Origin of the sequence: Acetobacter thailandicus (assembly GCF_011516655.1) — a bacterium.
GTDB classification, from domain to species: Bacteria; Pseudomonadota; Alphaproteobacteria; order Acetobacterales; family Acetobacteraceae; genus Acetobacter; species Acetobacter thailandicus.
This window is the reverse complement of sequence record NZ_WOSV01000002.1, coordinates 412,774-428,657: the sequence shown is the minus strand read 5'-3', so window position 1 is coordinate 428,657 and position 15,884 is coordinate 412,774. Positions and strand designations below refer to the sequence as shown.

Annotated in this window: 16 protein-coding genes; 8 read left to right on the top strand and 8 right to left on the bottom strand. The window is 50.4% G+C overall.

What is annotated here, in order from left to right:
• The first annotated feature begins 80 nt into the window (after positions 1 to 80).
• Positions 81 to 602: a translation initiation factor IF-3 gene (gene infC / locus GOB58_RS04710; RefSeq protein ID WP_086553401.1), complete on the top strand. Its 522-nt coding sequence runs from the start codon at positions 81 to 83 to the stop codon at positions 600 to 602.
• A gap of 74 nt (positions 603 to 676) precedes the next feature.
• Here the strand turns inward: infC and GOB58_RS04705 are convergent, their stop codons facing one another.
• The 6 genes from GOB58_RS04705 to GOB58_RS04680 all read right to left on the bottom strand — a co-directional run bounded on the left by GOB58_RS04705 (position 677) and on the right by GOB58_RS04680 (position 7,528).
• Positions 677 to 1,393 carry an SIMPL domain-containing protein gene (locus tag GOB58_RS04705; protein ID WP_173559476.1) on the bottom strand — a complete coding sequence of 239 codons (717 nt, stop codon included), beginning with the start codon at positions 1,391 to 1,393 and terminating at the stop codon, positions 677 to 679.
• 210 nt (positions 1,394 to 1,603) lie between these two features.
• A complete protein-coding gene (locus tag GOB58_RS04700) occupies positions 1,604 to 1,963 on the bottom strand; it encodes a hypothetical protein (RefSeq protein ID WP_086553399.1) in 360 nt (119 codons plus the stop codon).
• Positions 1,964 to 2,095: 132 nt separating this feature from the next.
• Positions 2,096 to 3,520, bottom strand: coding sequence for a sensor histidine kinase (locus GOB58_RS04695; protein ID WP_173559475.1), 1,425 nt, complete (start codon positions 3,518 to 3,520; stop codon positions 2,096 to 2,098).
• Positions 3,517 to 4,197: a response regulator transcription factor gene (locus tag GOB58_RS04690; protein ID WP_086553397.1), complete on the bottom strand. Its 681-nt coding sequence runs from the start codon at positions 4,195 to 4,197 to the stop codon at positions 3,517 to 3,519. The genes GOB58_RS04695 and GOB58_RS04690 overlap by 4 nt, the downstream gene beginning before the upstream one ends.
• A gap of 83 nt (positions 4,198 to 4,280) precedes the next feature.
• The gene (locus GOB58_RS04685) at positions 4,281 to 5,381 is read right to left on the bottom strand and encodes an AI-2E family transporter (protein WP_086553396.1); all 1,101 of its coding nucleotides are present in this window, start codon (positions 5,379 to 5,381) and stop codon (positions 4,281 to 4,283) included.
• A 263-nt stretch (positions 5,382 to 5,644) separates the two neighbouring features.
• Positions 5,645 to 7,528 (bottom strand): ABC-F family ATP-binding cassette domain-containing protein, encoded by a 1,884-nt coding sequence (locus GOB58_RS04680; protein ID WP_173559474.1) that lies wholly within the window; start codon positions 7,526 to 7,528, stop codon positions 5,645 to 5,647.
• Positions 7,529 to 7,664: 136 nt separating this feature from the next.
• Here GOB58_RS04680 and ndk point away from each other — a divergent pair, with 136 nt between their 5' ends.
• Entirely contained in the window at positions 7,665 to 8,087 is a 423-nt protein-coding gene (gene ndk, locus GOB58_RS04675; RefSeq protein WP_086553394.1) for a nucleoside-diphosphate kinase, read from the top strand.
• Positions 8,088 to 8,571: 484 nt separating this feature from the next.
• Positions 8,572 to 10,113 (top strand): hopanoid C-3 methylase HpnR, encoded by a 1,542-nt coding sequence (gene hpnR / locus GOB58_RS04670; RefSeq protein WP_086635172.1) that lies wholly within the window; start codon positions 8,572 to 8,574, stop codon positions 10,111 to 10,113.
• A gap of 45 nt (positions 10,114 to 10,158) precedes the next feature.
• Here hpnR and GOB58_RS04665 read toward each other — a convergent pair whose 3' ends face one another.
• Entirely contained in the window at positions 10,159 to 10,830 is a 672-nt protein-coding gene (locus tag GOB58_RS04665; RefSeq protein WP_173559473.1) for a hypothetical protein, read from the bottom strand.
• Positions 10,831 to 10,907: 77 nt separating this feature from the next.
• On the opposite strand from GOB58_RS04665, the gene GOB58_RS04660 reads away from it, so the two are divergent.
• Positions 10,908 to 11,114, top strand: coding sequence for a heavy-metal-associated domain-containing protein (locus GOB58_RS04660; protein WP_086553480.1), 207 nt, complete (start codon positions 10,908 to 10,910; stop codon positions 11,112 to 11,114).
• Positions 11,115 to 11,271: 157 nt separating this feature from the next.
• Positions 11,272 to 11,565, top strand: a complete 294-nt coding sequence (locus GOB58_RS04655) for a hypothetical protein (protein WP_086553479.1) — start codon at positions 11,272 to 11,274, stop codon at positions 11,563 to 11,565.
• Positions 11,566 to 11,572: 7 nt separating this feature from the next.
• Here GOB58_RS04655 and GOB58_RS04650 read toward each other — a convergent pair whose 3' ends face one another.
• A complete protein-coding gene (locus GOB58_RS04650) occupies positions 11,573 to 12,136 on the bottom strand; it encodes an HNH endonuclease (protein ID WP_086553392.1) in 564 nt (187 codons plus the stop codon).
• Positions 12,137 to 12,340: 204 nt separating this feature from the next.
• Between GOB58_RS04650 and gluQRS the strand changes: the two genes are divergently transcribed.
• From gluQRS to GOB58_RS04635, 3 genes are all read left to right on the top strand, one after another.
• Positions 12,341 to 13,186, top strand: coding sequence for a tRNA glutamyl-Q(34) synthetase GluQRS (gene gluQRS, locus GOB58_RS04645; protein WP_173559471.1), 846 nt, complete (start codon positions 12,341 to 12,343; stop codon positions 13,184 to 13,186).
• A gap of 157 nt (positions 13,187 to 13,343) precedes the next feature.
• Positions 13,344 to 14,585 carry a pyridoxal phosphate-dependent aminotransferase gene (locus GOB58_RS04640; protein ID WP_369822898.1) on the top strand — a complete coding sequence of 414 codons (1,242 nt, stop codon included), beginning with the start codon at positions 13,344 to 13,346 and terminating at the stop codon, positions 14,583 to 14,585.
• A gap of 3 nt (positions 14,586 to 14,588) precedes the next feature.
• Positions 14,589 to 15,794, top strand: a complete 1,206-nt coding sequence (locus GOB58_RS04635) for a pyridoxal phosphate-dependent aminotransferase (RefSeq protein WP_173559470.1) — start codon at positions 14,589 to 14,591, stop codon at positions 15,792 to 15,794.
• Positions 15,795 to 15,884 lie beyond the last annotated feature (90 nt).

The window sequence follows — 15,884 nt, the reverse complement described above, 5'->3', positions numbered from 1 at the left end:
CAGCCGGGTGGAGTTTCATTTAAAAATTTCCACCCGTATGCTTTAATATTTAACAGGAGCTGACCATAGCCAGACCCCCTATTCCCGCGCCGCCTACGCGTGAGGGACCACGTGTTAATGAGGAAATTCGTGTAGCCCAGGTTCGTCTTATTGATGAAAATGGCGAGATGGCGGGTGTATTTACAACCCGTGATGCGCTTGCCCGCGCTTATGGTGTCGGACTTGATCTTCTTGAGATCAGCCCAAACGCTGAGCCGCCTGTTGCTAAAATTCTTGACTACGGCAAGTTTAAATACGAGCAGCAGAAAAAACGCAACGAAGCGCGTAAAAAGCAGAAAGTTATTGAAATCAAGGAAGTTAAGGTTCGTCCGAATATCGACGAAAATGACTACCAGGTTAAAATGCGCTCTGTGAAAAGCTTCCTTGGCGACGGCGATAAAGTAAAAATTACTCTGCGTTTCCGTGGCCGTGAAATGGCGCATCAGGAGCTGGGTATTAAAATTCTTGAGCGTATTCGTACAGAAATGGAAGAAGAAGCTAAAGTTGAGCAGCTTCCACGTCTTGAGAATCGTCAGATGGTTATGGTTCTGGCTCCTCGCTGAAGCAGGATGCAACTCCTCTGCCGCTCAAACCGGCAGAGGAAGAACCTCATATTTTCTTTTAAAAAATTATGACATCAGGGTGCTAAGAGCACCGTAGCTGATGCTGTGGCATGCACTGTTTGTGTTTCGGCTGTTGCAGAAGGGGCAGGCGCATCTTCTGCCATCTTACTTCTTGCCATTGCTGCCATTATCAGCGGACGAGGGAAGGGCGTGTCAGAAAGAGAAATTCTTTCAAAGCGCACAACATGCATTTTCAGAGCCTGCGCCAGGGTGTCACTCTGCTTTTGCAGGTCAGTCACGGCGTTCTTTTTTGCTTCCAGAAGGAGTGTATTTTGCTTTTCTGGTGAGAGAGACCATTCCAGACCTTCTAATAACAGGCCATTGCTCTGAAGCTGCCCGGTTAAGGGTAAAAGTGCCTCGGAGTCTGCTGAGACAAGTGTCAGCGTCTGGCTGGCAGACCAGGTTGATTTATTTTTTATTTTATCATCACGCCACTCTGAAACATCGTAGTTTTGTACAGTGTAGGTGATGCCTTTATTTTTTTTAGCCTGCTCGATGGCGTCATGTACCAGAGTGTTAACAGCTTTTTGTGCTGCCGCTGCGGTACTGTTGCGGCTTTCAATGCGGAAATGTGCCTTTAGCTGGTCAGGCTGAGCCTGAGCTGTGCCACTGCCAGAGAGAATGAGTCTGGTGGTGTTCTGGTTTTCTGCTGATGTCTCAGCTGCCTGAGTTATTGTTGCAGGAACGATCATTGTGGCCGCAAGGGCTACTAACATCACGTGACGTTTCATAAAATGTCTCCGTTTTATTCTGGTCAGCAGCGTGAGCTATGACCTGAGGTATTTAGTAATATTTCTGCTTTGTGGCATAAATTGTTCCGCCTGAATGCCAGCAGAAACCAGACCTGTTACCGACAAGAGAAGATTGGCCCGGACAGGCACATGAAAGCCCTGAATATCTTACAGGGTTAAAACCCGGAAAACTGATATTTTATATAAATATTAAGGTATATCGTCTGTTTTTTTAAGGCTTATTAACGCACGCCTCAGCCTTACTATGCCAGACCTTACCATGCCTTTCTTACATAAATCCTCACCACTATCGCGCATTTGTTTAATCATAGGAGATAAAGCCTGCTCCTTATATTCATCAATCGCTTTAACAAGCGATGCGCAGAAGGCTTTACTGTCAGACGTAACAACAACAGGCTTAACTGTTGGTTTTGGGGCGCAGAATATACGACGGTCGCCGGAGTCTATCAGGTCAGAAGGAGGGGGAGCACATTGCTCCCGCTCCATCGTGGTTGATAACGCGATGTTAGCAGCGATGAGTATAATAGCGATGGGCAGAGAATGTCTCATGCCTTACCTTTATGAATTAAGGACGTTAGCGTGGCTGTGTTCCCTGTTTTTGAGGGCTGGTGCTGAGAAACAAAAAATCAAATTATAAGAAAATTCTAACATATGCTTAAAACGCTATAAGATTTTTATTTTTTAGGCAAGGGACAGAGGGGCAGTGATAACGACTCTCAGACCCGGATTTGTCGAAGACAAACTAATCGTTCCGCCATGCAGCTGAACAATGGCCTGGACAAGAGAGAGACCCAGGCCAGAGCCCGGTGTATTGCGGGCCTGGTCAGCTCTGAAAAAACGTTCTGTAGCACGTGCCATGTCAGCCTCGGTCATTCCTGTACCCTGATCCTCAACGATAAGTTCCATCTGAGGGTGAGAACTTTTTTGATCGGGCTGGGGAGAGATAACTTTCAGGCTCAGGGTTATGACGCCGCCGGCTGGTGAAAATTTAATGGCATTATCAACCAGATTAACAACGGCCTGCTGAAACATGGTCCGATCACCGAAGAACATCAGTGTTTCAGGGAATGAGTGTGTCAGTTTCAGGTTTTCTTCTTCAGCAACAGGTTCGTAAAATTCAATGATATCGTGGAGGATGGCTACGAAATCAAACTGGGTAAAAGCGGAGCGTCTGGCACCGGCTTCAATCTGCGCGATACGCAGAAGAGCGGAGCAGATATTTGTCAGGTGATCAAGGCCGCGAATGGTCTGGTTAATGACTGCACGTAACTCGTCTTCATTCGTTGCATGAATAACGGCTTCTTCAAGCTGGTTGCGCGCGCGGGTCAGTGGAGTGCGCAGATCATGGGCAATACTGTTAGAGACCTGTTTTACGCCATCCATCAGACGGGCAATGCGATCAAGCATTTCGTTAACTGTTGCCGATACAGCATCCAGTTCCTTATCCTGCCCGTGCACAGGCAGACGCCGGGTCATATCGCCCTGTGTAATGGCTGAAGTTGTACGGCTGATAGAGGAAATGATGCGCCTTAACAGGCGGCGTGTCAGCAGGCCGCCACTGAAAGCCAGCAGAGCAATCATGACACAGACCCACAGCAGAACTTTTGTGAGCATATGTGAGAGCTCGGTCAGGCCGCGCATATCACGCCCGATCAGCAGGCGCTCTCCTCCGGGCATATCATAGGCTCTGACCTTGGCGACATTATCAATGTCGACGCGTTTTACCAGAATTGTATACCAGGAGTGGGTTGTTTTAATAACCGAAGGCCACTCGATGAGGTTTCCGGTTATGCGTTTGCCATTTTTGTTAACAAGCAGATAAAGCGCATTGTCATCAATATCCTGCTCAAGGCGCTCGTTAATCAGTGTATTGAGAGAGGTATCTTTATGTAGCTGTAGTGCATTAAATATCAGATGAGCATCAGAGGTAATAGATTGTTCAGTCTGACGCTCAATAAGGCCGACTGTTCCCCACCAGATAAAGGAGAGGAACAGCATAGCAGACCCAATAAATAAAACAGCATAGGCCAGGCCGAAACGCAGGCTGACAGAGCGTAGCTTGATGCGTGTCAGCGCTGTTAATCGACGGAATGAAAAAACCTTCATTCCTGAAGCATATACCCGGCGTTACGGATCGTATGTACAAGCGGGCGGCCAAAAGGTTTATCAATTTTCTGGCGCAGGCGAGAAATATGAACGTCGATGACGTTTGTCTGAGGGTCGAAGTGATAGTCCCACACGTTCTCAAGCAGCATGGTACGTGTAACAACCTGCCCGGCGTTACGCATCAGAAATTCAAGCAGTCTGAATTCACGTGGCTGAAGATCAATTTTCTGCCCGGCACGTTTGGCTGTGCGCGATAACAGATCAATTTCCAGATCGCCAATAGCCAGGCGCGTCAGAGGCAGTTGCGGGTCGTTACGGTTGCGTCTGACAAGGGCGTCAATACGTGCCTGTAACTCGCTGAAAGAAAATGGTTTGGTGACATAATCATCCGCACCGGCCTGGAGGCCTGCGACTTTTTCATCGACATCAGACAAAGCGGAAAGAAGCAGCACAGGTGTGGCGTCGTTCTTCTTACGCAGGGCTTCAACGATGTGCAGACCATCGACATCACTTGGCAGCATGCGGTCAAGAATAATGATGTCAAACTGAACATTGGTGGCAAGTGCCAGGCCATCTTTACCATTGTCAGCATATTCGACAGAGTGGCCAGCTTCTTTAAGGCCTCTGACGATAAAGCTTTTAACGGTTGGGTCGTCTTCTACAAGGAGAATGCGCATTCTGAAAAAACCAATAATTGCAGAGCGGTGTAAACTAAGGGCGAGGAGGTAATACCTGCTGAAGGCAGGTATTGAAGATTATGTCATATGTGTTCATCATCTTTCAAAGGCGGGGCAAGGCCGTCAAAAACTGATAGCAACGCCGCAGTGAGAGGAGAGGCCAGAATAAGCCCGGGAAACCCAAGAATGGCACCGAACAGCGTCTGCGAAAGAATTGTGATGGCAGGTGGCATTTTAACAGCGTGACGCTGGATAAGAGGAGCCATAACGTTGCCTTCAAAAAACTGTATCACACTATAAAGGGCTGCAACCATAATTGCTTCGCGCACCCCAAGTGAAAGTGCAAGCAAAATAGCCGGAACAGCCCCCATAATAGCCCCGATATAGGGGATAAAATTACAAAGTGCGGCCAGAACGCCAAGTGCCAGGGCAAGCGGAACACCAATAAACCACAGTCCAACACCGGAGAGAACGCCGACAACCAGCATATCAAGCGATTGTCCGGCGACCCATGCCCAGAGAGTGTGACCGGTGCGCAGCATCAGAGTGCGTGCACGGGGGCGCTGTGTTACGGGCACAAGCCTCAGAACGCCATTAGCGTATAATGAGGGGGATATGGCAAAATATAAACCGGCAATCAGGGCGACAACAGCCGTGCCAACAGCACCAAAAGCTGAGCCGACAATACCTGTCATCGACCCGGCAATGCGCGAGCCAAGAAAATCGAGGCTGCTTCTGCCCTGCTGCCCGCTGAGAGAGGAGGGCAGGTAGTTGAGTAAAGACTGTCCGGCCTGGTTATTTTCAAGGTTACTGCGCAACAGTACTTCCTGCTGTTGCAGGGCCTGTTTCAGGCGCAGGGCATTTTCAACGATCGCCGGGCCGCTGCCCCATACCAGGAGGGCAACAGCAGCAATCAGCAGAATAACAACTGCGCACAGCGCCCATCCATAAGAGAGATGCAGCTTTTTAACCAGGATGCGCGACAGTCCTGAAAGAACGACGGCAAATAATGTCGCAGAAAAGGTAATAGTCAGTACATCGCTCAGCAGCCAGACAGCTGCCGCGATTATAACCAGTATAACGACAAAACGCAGAATACTCGTGATACTGCCCAGCCACTCAGCCTCGGCGCTTTGTTCTGCAACAGCTGATTTTTTTTCTGTGGGGGCAGACGGAGAGGTCATATCAGGCGAAGCTCTTTGCTTGTCATGAGAAAGATACAGTAGCTCATAACGTGACTTATGACCCCATTTGATGGTTTTTGTAATCTGCGAAACATGAGTAAACTTTTAATATAACGTATTTTTCATAAAATTAACTATTAATTTCAACGGGATGGAGATTTTATTTTTTTCTTGAAGCGCATTGCCCGATCCAGTTAAAGAAATGGTTTTGATACTGTGAATGAAAAATAAACATATTTATTCGCATTTTGAAATAATTGTTTTTATGAAAACTGAAAATTTTCAAGAGCAGATTCAGCTTCCAGCCACTTTTCCTCCAGGGTTTCCTGCTCTTTTGTAATCGCGGCCAGACGCGTGTTAAGGCGGGTTACTTCTGTGGCCTGTCCGTCAGTATAGAGCTCGGGGCTGGCCAGTTTACTTTCGATCGTTGCGTGTTCTTTTGCGAGTTTTGCGAGTTTTGCTTCGATATCTTTAATTGTTTTGCGTATAGGCGCCTGTGCCTGGCGCAGCTCGGCCCGTTCGCGGCGGTCATCCTTGCGGCTGGGCTGTTTCGATGCATTATCCTGCTCTTTACCTGCACGGCTCTGTTCAGCAAGCCATGTGCGGTATTCTGCCATGTCGCCATCGAACTGCGTGACATTACCATCGGCAACGAGCCAGAGCCGGTCAGCAATCAGTTCGGTCAGGTGCGGGTCATGGCTGATAAGTAAGACAGCGCCTTCAAAGGCTGAAAGAGCGCGTACCAGTGCATCGCGGGCATCAAGGTCAAGGTGGTTTGTTGGCTCGTCAAGGATGAGGAGCTGCGGGGCATCGCGCGTGGCCAGTGCCAGAAGCAGGCGGGCTTTTTCACCGCCTGACAGGTCTTTCACCGGTGTTTCAGCGCGTGCCGCATCAAGGCCAAAGCGGGCCAGCTGTGCCCTGACAGCAGGCAGAGGTGCTTTTGGCATAGCACGGCTCATATGGTCGACCGGTGTCTGCTCAGCAATCAGTTCTTCGGTCTGGTGCTGCGCAAAATAGCCAATCTTCATACGTGGGTTGCGTTCAAGCGTACCTGAAAGAGGTTCGAGGCGGCCTGCAATCAGTTTGGCGAAGGTTGACTTACCATTGCCGTTAGAACCCAGCAGCGCGATACGATCATCCATGTCCAGTCTGAGTGAAAGGTCTTTCAGAATGGCTTTGCCGTTATAACCGGCGCACACACGCTGCATGAGCAGCATAGGCGGGGGGAGCTGCTCAGGTTCGGGAAAGTTGAACTGAGCGGGGGCGTCCTCCACAACGCTTTCTATAACAGGCAGCTTTTCAAGAGCTTTAAGGCGCGCCTGTGCCTGACGGGCCTTTGTTGCTTTTGCCCGAAAGCGATCAACGAATGACTGCATATGTGCGCGTTGTGCTGCAATTTTTTCAGCCTGCCGGGCCTGTTGCAGAGCCTGCTCGGTGCGGATTCGTACAAAATTCTGGTAACCGCCTGGCGTGAGGGATAATTTGCCCTTGTCGAGATGGGCTATGGCGTCAACGCAGGAATCAAGCAGCCCCTGATCATGGCTTACAATAATTGCAGCCCCGGAGAAGCGGGCTAACCAGCTTTCAAGCCAGAGGGTCGCTTCAAGATCAAGATGGTTGGTTGGCTCATCGAGAATCAGCAGATCGGGTTCGAGAAAGAGTGCTGTTGCAAGGGAGACGCGCATACGCCAGCCGCCCGAAAAATCGGTAATGGGGCGCAGCTGCGCCTCGGCATTAAAGCCCAGGCCTGCCAGGACTGAGGCTGCGCGTGAGGGAGCACTGTCAGCGCCGATAGTAAGAAGGCGTTCATGAATAGCTGCGATTCGGGCAGGGTCAGTCGCTGTTTCTGCCTCTGCGAGCAGAGAGGATCGTTCGACATCCCCCTCCAGTACTGTATCAATCAGCGAGGCGCCGGTGGCCGGTGCTTCCTGCAAAACGCGGGCCATACGTGCCCGTGAGGAGAGGCGGATATCCCCCCCGTCAGGCGCAATGTCACCGGCAATCGCGGCCAGAAGTGTTGATTTACCGGCCCCGTTGCGGCCTATGAGTCCTATTTTGCGTCCTGGTTCGACAGAGAGATCGGCCTGGTCAAGCAGGGTACGCCCTGCAATGCGAAGGGTCAGGTCGGAAATGATAAGAAGGCTCACCGGGATACTCTCGTTAAGGATGCAAATAAGAACAATGAAGCGAAAGACCTACCAGCCTGCCGGAATATGTTCTAGAGGAACACGCTGACAGGCCTCGTATTATACGGGGCTGTATATAACAGGGAGTCATTATATCATGGCAACAGAACGCACTCTGTCCATTATTAAACCAGATGCAACACGTCGTAACCTGACAGGCAACATCAACGCTGTTTTTGAAGAAGCAGGTCTGAAAATCGTTGCTCAGAAACGCGTGCAGCTGACACCTGCTCAGGCTGGTGCTTTCTACGCTGTTCACAAAGAGCGTCCTTTCTACAAAGACCTCGTTGACTTCATGATCTCTGGTCCGGTTGTTCTGCAGGTGCTCGAAGGCGAGAACGCAGTTGCAAAAAACCGCGACGTTATGGGCGCAACAGACCCGAAAAAAGCTGAAGCACACACCATTCGTGCACGTTTTGCTGAAAGCATTGAAGCAAACTCAGTACATGGTTCTGACAGCGCAGAAAACGCAGCAAACGAAATTCGTTTCTTCTTTGCTGAAACAGAAATCCTTCCCTGATTTCTGCTGACTGTTACAGGCCGGGGCAGAAAATACTCTGGCCTGTAACATGATAAAATTTTTATAACACTATAATGTGATTACTGATCAGTTACGTGTCCATGGTTTTTAACCGGGTGCGATTATTTTTATATCTGGCAGATTAACCTGTTTTTATATGGGTTTGCATTGCAAAAATCAGATTCTCCTCCGCGTATAACAAAAAATATATAGGGTGAGCATGAACGACTGCGCAGGTCTGTTCTGATCTGTGGTGGATTGTTTTTATCATTTATCCCGATATCTTAACCCCGGTTCCACAGCATTGCCGGAGCAAAATGTTTTGCTCTGAAAAGATAGTCTTTTGTGCTGTAATGCTGGTATTATAATAAATACCGGCAAATTACCGGGCGGTATTCGTCATGCCGTGTATAGTAATTATTTCACTGAATGATCGCCAGTAGCTCTGCGGTCAGCATGATCTTTGATGACGGGAAAAAATGGTATGAAAGTTCTGGCAGTACACCCGAGTGCACTGATGTATACAAAAGTGTTTCTCAGGCTTGAGCCTCTGGGTCTGGAACTGGTCGCTGCCGCTGCACGTAATGCCGGACATGATGTGCAGCTGATTGATCTTCAGGTTGAAACGCATGACGATTACTGGAAGCTGGTCAGTCATTTCAAACCTGATGTTATTTGTTTTTCGGGTAATTACCTGGCGAATGTGCCCGAGATCATAGATCTGTGCCGTGCGACCCGACTGCGCTTTCCCGGAGTGTTTCAGTTTATAGGCGGACATTCGGTCTCTTTCATCGCTCAGGATATCCTCTCCCTCTCAGAAGGCACGGTAAACTGCATTCTCAAAGGTGAGGGCGATGCAACTGTCGGCCTGCTGCTCAGCGCGATAGAAAAAGGACAGGACCTGCTGACTGTTCCGGGTGTGATTACGCCTGATGGTGAAGGGCCACCACCGGTTTTTGTGGAATCCCTTGATGATATCCGCCCTGCCCGGGACCTGTTAAGGCACCGTAATAAATATTTTATCGGCACGCTCGATCCTGCTGCCTCTATTGAATTTGCCCGTGGCTGCCCGTGGGATTGTACTTTTTGTTCTGCCTGGACATTTTACGGGCGTTCGTACCGCACAGCCAGCCCGCAGACGATTGCTGACGAGCTTGAGGATATTAAAGAGCCGGGTATCTTTATTGTCGATGACGTTGCGTTTGTGCATGAAGAGCATGGCATGGCCATTGCTAATGAAATTAAGAAGCGCGGGATTAAAAAAGAATATTATCTTGAAACGCGGGCTGATGTTCTGCTGCGTAATAAAGAAGTTTTTAAGGTCTGGAGCGAGATCGGTCTTTCCTACATCTTTATTGGTATGGAAGCCGTTGATGAAGAAGGCCTGAAACAGTTTCGTAAGCGTGTCTCACTGGACAAAAATTTCGAGGCTCTGGACTATGCCCGTTCTCTGGGGCTGATCGTGGCTATTAATATTATTGCTGACCCGTCATGGGACAGAAGTCGTTTTGAGGCTGTGCGTCAGTGGTGTCTCGAAATTCCTGAAATTGTGAATATTTCTGTCACAACGCCTTATCCGGGAACAGAAATCTGGCACAAAGAATCCCGGCGCCTTATTACCCGCGACTATCGCCTGTTTGATATTCAGCATGCTGTATTGCCAACTAAACTGCCTTTGCCCGAGTTTTATGAGGAGCTGGTCAAAACACAGCAGGTGCTTAACACCAAGCATATGGGCTGGCAGGCGCTCAAAGACACGGCAGGTATTGCCGGCCGTCTGCTGATGAAAGGGCAGACCAATTTTGTTAAAATGCTGTGGAAGTTCAATTCCGTCTTTAATCCGAAGCTTCAGCTTGCTGATCATATGCGTAAGCCGCGCTACCTGATGCCTGTTCAGCCAGAGGTGGTTGATAAAGTTGATCGTAAAGATCTTTACGTGCACGGACCAGGGGGCAGAAAGTCCCGTTCGCTGGATGAGAAAACGGAGGAATTTGTTGATCAGACCCGAATGGGAGAAGATGCCTGAGAGAGGTTGTTTGTACAAAAGGGGGCTGCGGCCTCCTTTTTTTGTTCAGGCTATGTGCGGCGGTGTAAAGCGAAGCAGGTCCGAGGTGTAGGTTTCAATCACTGCACTAAAGGGGGCTGCATCGTGTCGTTTCAGGATAGCCTGATGACGAAACAAAAAACGGGGCAGATGTAACTGGCAGTTGTTTCCGTCAGGAATAGTCATGCCAGCCGTTATGTCGGGCAGAGGGTCCCATAAATCCTGCTCTGCCAGTGTCCGGCGCGAAAAACCAAGAGGCGTTGTGATAAGGCCAAATGGAGTTTCGGTTGTTTCTAAGGCTGTATTCATCTCCTTTGTCAGCCTGTCTGGTCTGTACCAGTTTTCTGCATGAGAGAGTGTAAGAGCGCCGCATATCAGGCGCACATGACGATAGCGCAGTGTTTCAGATGCATTTTGGGATGTGAGCTGCAGATGTTCTGCCAGTTCTGGCGGGCAGGGGGGCGCAGGCGTGTCAGAGTTTACGCGCACTGCCCTGATAGCCGGGGCAGAAGCCAGCTTTTGTTGCCGGCACCAGGCGTCAAGTGTCTGTGTTGCACTGTTTTCAAGCAGCAGCTGATTTTTCAGTCGGGACAGGAGAGCTGAAAGCATAAGCCGGTGCAGGCCCGTGTCGCGCCATAGCAGGTCAGGCAAGGGTGTCATGTCGTGCTGTGAAGCTGGCAGATAAAAGGAGTCTTGCATGGTTGCTTTTGTTTATGTTGTAAAAACAGGCATGTTTTCATAGTACTATGATGTTACGTCTTAAGGGAGAGAGTTTTATGACGACAGTCAGTTTTATTGTTGATGGTATTACCTGTGACGGATGTGTGTCGTCTATCCGCCGTGCACTGACAGCTATTGATGGTGTACAGAGCGTTGATGTGAAGCAGGAAAATGGTGAAGTAACTATTGAGTATGACCCGCAGCGCGCTGGTACGTCTTCTTTGCAGAATGCTATTCGTGGTGCAGGCTACGAAGTGAGCTGAGAGGCGCGTGACCTCCTGAATTTTGTCTTTTCAGCCATGTGTTATCCGGGCGGGCCGGGAGTGAATTTTTCTGTTATTCTCTCAGCCCGGGGCGTGACGACACGCTTCTCCGGTTAATGTTCCTGCGCTGCCTGGCAGGCGGGTATGGTGAGTGAAAATGATGTATCCGGTAAAAATATGGGGACTGGCGTTATCGGCTTTCGTGCTTGCGGGCTGTTCGTCCGAAGTCGGGCGCAGGCCGTTTCTGGATACTGACGTCTCCTGCCTGCGTAAGCAGATGGCGGGACCAATGTTTCTGAGTTTCCCTCTGGCGGCTAACACCTGCCAGCGTATGAGCAATCATAATTTTGTGCTCAGTGAAAAGGGAGCGCACCCTTTGCCTCTTAACCTCAGGGATGCGCCTGATCTGCAAAAAATGGCCGACGACCACGGCTATAATTATACAAAATAGCCGTGTTTCAGTTTTCCAGCTCTGTATCCCAGTAAAGGTAGTCACGCCAGCTTTCATGAAGATGGTTTGGCGGGAAGGCACGCCCGTTTTCCTGCAACTGCCATGATGTGGGCTGGTCTGGCCGGCGACGGGGATGCATGTTGATTTTTTCTGGCAGGTGCGGCCCTTTTTTCAGATTGCACACACCGCAGGCTGTCACAACATTTTCCCATGTGGTGCGCCCTCCCTTGCAGCGTGGAATCACGTGGTCAAAGGTCAGGTCGTGTGCGGGAAACTGGTCGTCGCAGTACTGGCATGAAAAATTATCACGCAGAAAAACATTAAAGCGGGTGAATGCCGGCCTGCGCGCTGCGGGGATGTAGTCTTTCAGTGCAATCACACTTGGCAGACGCAGGGAGACCTGAGGCGAGCGTACTTCCTGGTCATACTCATTGAGTACGGAGACCCGGTCGAGAAAGACCGCCTTAACCGTATCCTGCCAGGACCAGAGAGAGAGGGGGAAGTAAGAAAGTGGTCGAAAGTCCGCATTCAGCACTAAAGCCGGGAAATTCAGCAAGCTGCCGTCAGCCACACCGATCCTCCTTTACTCTTACGAGGGAGCGGCTTCGCAGCGGGCGTTATACTCTGACCATTACGTCTGCGGGAAGCACGTCGTCGAGATGAATAAGCCCGCTGACTATTGCAGATTGTATGAAGGGCAGCAAGATAAAGCGCGGGTTCGTCATGAAACGGTAATTTTTACAAGGGTTTTGTAACCTGAGCGGGAGCAGAAACAATGTGGGTTACGCGCTTTGCTCCGAGTCCGACAGGGGTGCTGCATCTGGGGCATGTGGCATCGGCCATGTCGGGGCTGTCTTATGCCCGCCCTGGCGGGCGCTGGCTTATCAGAATGGAGGATATCGACCCTCAGCGTTGCAGGCCTGAATATGCCAGGCAGCTGCTTGAGGACCTCGCATGGCTTGGTCTGTTTTCTGATGCCCCGGTTCTTTATCAGTCTGCCTGCCTGGCCGAGTACAGGCAGACCCTGGATATTCTTGAGCAGATGGGAGTTCTTTACCCCTGTTTTTGCACCCGTTCTGACATTGCGCGCGAGAGTGCCGCTATTTTCTCAGCGCCGCATGCTGCACCTGATGGCAGCCTTCTTTATCCGGGGCGTTGTCGCAGCCTGCCCGCAGCGCGGCGTGAAGAGCTGCTTGCCCGGGGCAGGCCCCATGTGCTGCGCCTGAATATGCAGCGTGCACTCGAATGTGCCGGGGGTGCCGAAAGCCTTTATTACAACACACCAGAGGGACGGCGGGTGCAGTGCTGGCCGGCTTTGTTTGGTGATGTCGTGCTGGCCCGGAGGGATATTCCCGCATCTTATCATCTGTGTGTGACGCATGATGATGCAAAGCAGGGTATTACCCTTGTCACACGCGGGGAGGATCTGCGCCCTGCTACAGACCTGCACTGCCTTTTGCAGAATCTGATGGGCTGGCCCCGCCCGCATTACACATTTCACCCTTTGCTCTGCGGTGCAGATGGCAGGCGGCTGTCAAAACGTGATAACGCCCGGTCGGTACGCGCTATGCGCGAGGCTGGTATGTGCAAAGAGGAAGTTATGCGTGCAGCAGGCTTCTGAGCTGGTGATATCATAAAAATGACAGGAGTTTTCGCTCAACTATAAGAAAAAGAGATGGCAGGATATTTTTCTTCTGTATGATCCCGCCGCCGAAGTTTTTTTGCCCGGCGGAGTCTGAGAAAGACAACAGACAAATTTCGTGTGGACTGGTCGGAAGATGCCAGCCATATCAACTGTGTCAGGAACTGTGGAAACCATGAGTATTGTCGCTGATCGTCTGAACAGAATTAGCCCAAGCCAGACGGTAGTTATTTCCGCTAAGGCCCGTGCTCTTAAAGCATCCGGCCGTGATATTATCAGCCTCTCTGCAGGAGAGCCTGACTTCAGAACTCCTGATAATATTGGTAAGGCTGCTGCCAGAGCCATTGAAAACGGGCAGACTCAATATACCGATGTTGCTGGCACGCCGGAGCTGCGTAAGGCCGTTGCTGAACGCTTTCGCCTGGATAGCGGGCTGGATTACACGGCGGATGAGATTCTGGTTTCAACCGGCGGTAAGCAGATTATTTATAATGCGATGATGGCTTCTCTCAATCCAGGTGATGAGACGGTTATTCCTGCTCCATGCTGGGTTTCTTATCCCGATATCGTCACTCTGGCTGAGGGCGTGCCTGTTATTGTGCACTGTAAGCGCGAGAACGGGTTTAAGCTGACAGCTGATGAACTCAGGGCTGCTATTACACCTCGTACAAAATGGCTGTTCCTTAACTCTCCGTGCAATCCGACAGGTGCCAGCTACTCGGCTGAAGAGCTGCGTCCGCTGTGTGATGTGCTGTTAGAGCATCCGCACGTATGGGTTTTCACTGACGATATTTATGCAAAGCTGGTTTATGACGGGTTTAAACCTGCAACTTTTGTTGAGGTCGAACCCCGCCTGCGTTCACGCACCGTGACAATGAACGGGGTTTCAAAAGCCTATGCCATGACCGGCTGGCGGATTGGTTTTTCTGGCGCGCCTGTCGAGCTGACAAAAGCGATGAACAAACTGCAGGGGCAGTCAACAGGCAACACCTGTTCTATCGCCCAGGCCGCAGCTGTTGAAGCTCTGCAGGGTCCGCAGGATTTTATTGCGGATATGGTCAAAATTTATGAAGAGCGCCGTAATTTTGTCGTCTCCAGGATTAATCAGTGTAATGGCCTGGAATGTGATATGCCTTCCGGTGCGTTTTACGTGTTCCCATCTGTTGAGAAATGTCTTGGCAAAACATCACGCAGCGGTGTTGTGCTGAAGACTGACGAAGATTTTGTGACAGCCCTGCTTGAAGAAGAAGGTGTAGCGGCTGTGCATGGCTCGGCCTTTATGTATCCTGGCTATATGCGCCTTTCTTATGCAACGGATACAGAAAGCCTGCGTAAAGCCTGTGAGCGCATTGAAAATTTCTGTAACGGTCTGCGTTAAACGATGGCAGGACATTTTTCACGCAGGCTGCAGACACTGCCGCCGCCTGCGACGATAGAAATGGCACGCCGTGCCCGTGCGTTACGGGCAGAAGGGCAGGAGATTATTTCTCTTGCTCTGGGCGAGCCCGATTTTGCAACGCCTCCGGCCGTGGTTGAGGCTGCGCATCAGGCCGCTCTTAACGGCCAGACGAAATATCCGCCGGTTGATGGTACACCAGCTTTGAAGGCGGCTGTCGCCCGTAAGTTCGGCCGTGAAAATAATCTGATTTATCAGCCTTCTGAGATTATGGTCTCAAATGGTGGCAAGCAGGTTATTTTTAATGCTTTTATGGCGACCCTTAATGAGGGGGATGAGGTCGTTGTGCCCGTTCCTTACTGGGTCAGTTACCCTCTTATTGCCAGCATGTTCGGGGCAGCGCCGGTTTATGCCCGGTGTCATGAAGAGGATGGTTTTCGCCTCAAAGCTGCCGAGCTTTCACGTGTAATGACCTCGCGCACGCGCTGGGTTGTGCTGAATTTTCCTAATAATCCGACCGGGGCAGTCTGTTCCCGTCAGGATATGGAAGAAATAGCCGAAGTGCTGCGGCGCTATCCTGATGTCTGGATTTTATCTGATGAGATTTATGAGCATCTCGTTTTTGACGGTATGCAGTCATACTCTATCGCGGCAGTGGCCCCTGATCTGAAAGAGCGGGTTGTTACTCTTAACGGGGTTTCAAAAGCCTATGCTATGACCGGCTGGCGTGTCGGGTTTGCTGGCGGTCCGCAGGCATTAATTGCAGCGATGTCTGCCGTGCAGGGGAATGCAACCTCAGGTGTCTGCGCTATAGCGCAGGCAGCTGCCGCAGCGGCTCTTGATGGTCCGGCTGATCTTGTGCAGCATATGGCAAAAACATATAGCCGGCGCCGCACGATGGTTGTTGAGGCGTTAAGACAAATACCAGGTGTGACCTGTGCAATGCCTGAAGGGGCTTTTTATGCCTATCCGGGTATAGCTGGTTGTCTGGGGCGTAAAACTGCAGCAGGAAGGCTGCTTGAGACGGACCGTGACTTTGCGATCGCCTTACTTGAAGAGGCCCATGTTGCAACAGTGCCTGGTTCGGCTTTTGGTCTGGCTCCTTATCTGCGACTTTCCTGTGCGACGAGTGAGGTGATTCTGGAGGATGCCTGCTCACGAATTCGAGAGTTTGTAAAAAATTGTCATTGAAGTACAGGTTTATACAGAAGAGTATTATGAAGTTAAAAAATCATTAAAAATCTCTATGAAAACTTTTTATGGAGATTTTTTATTTTTTGT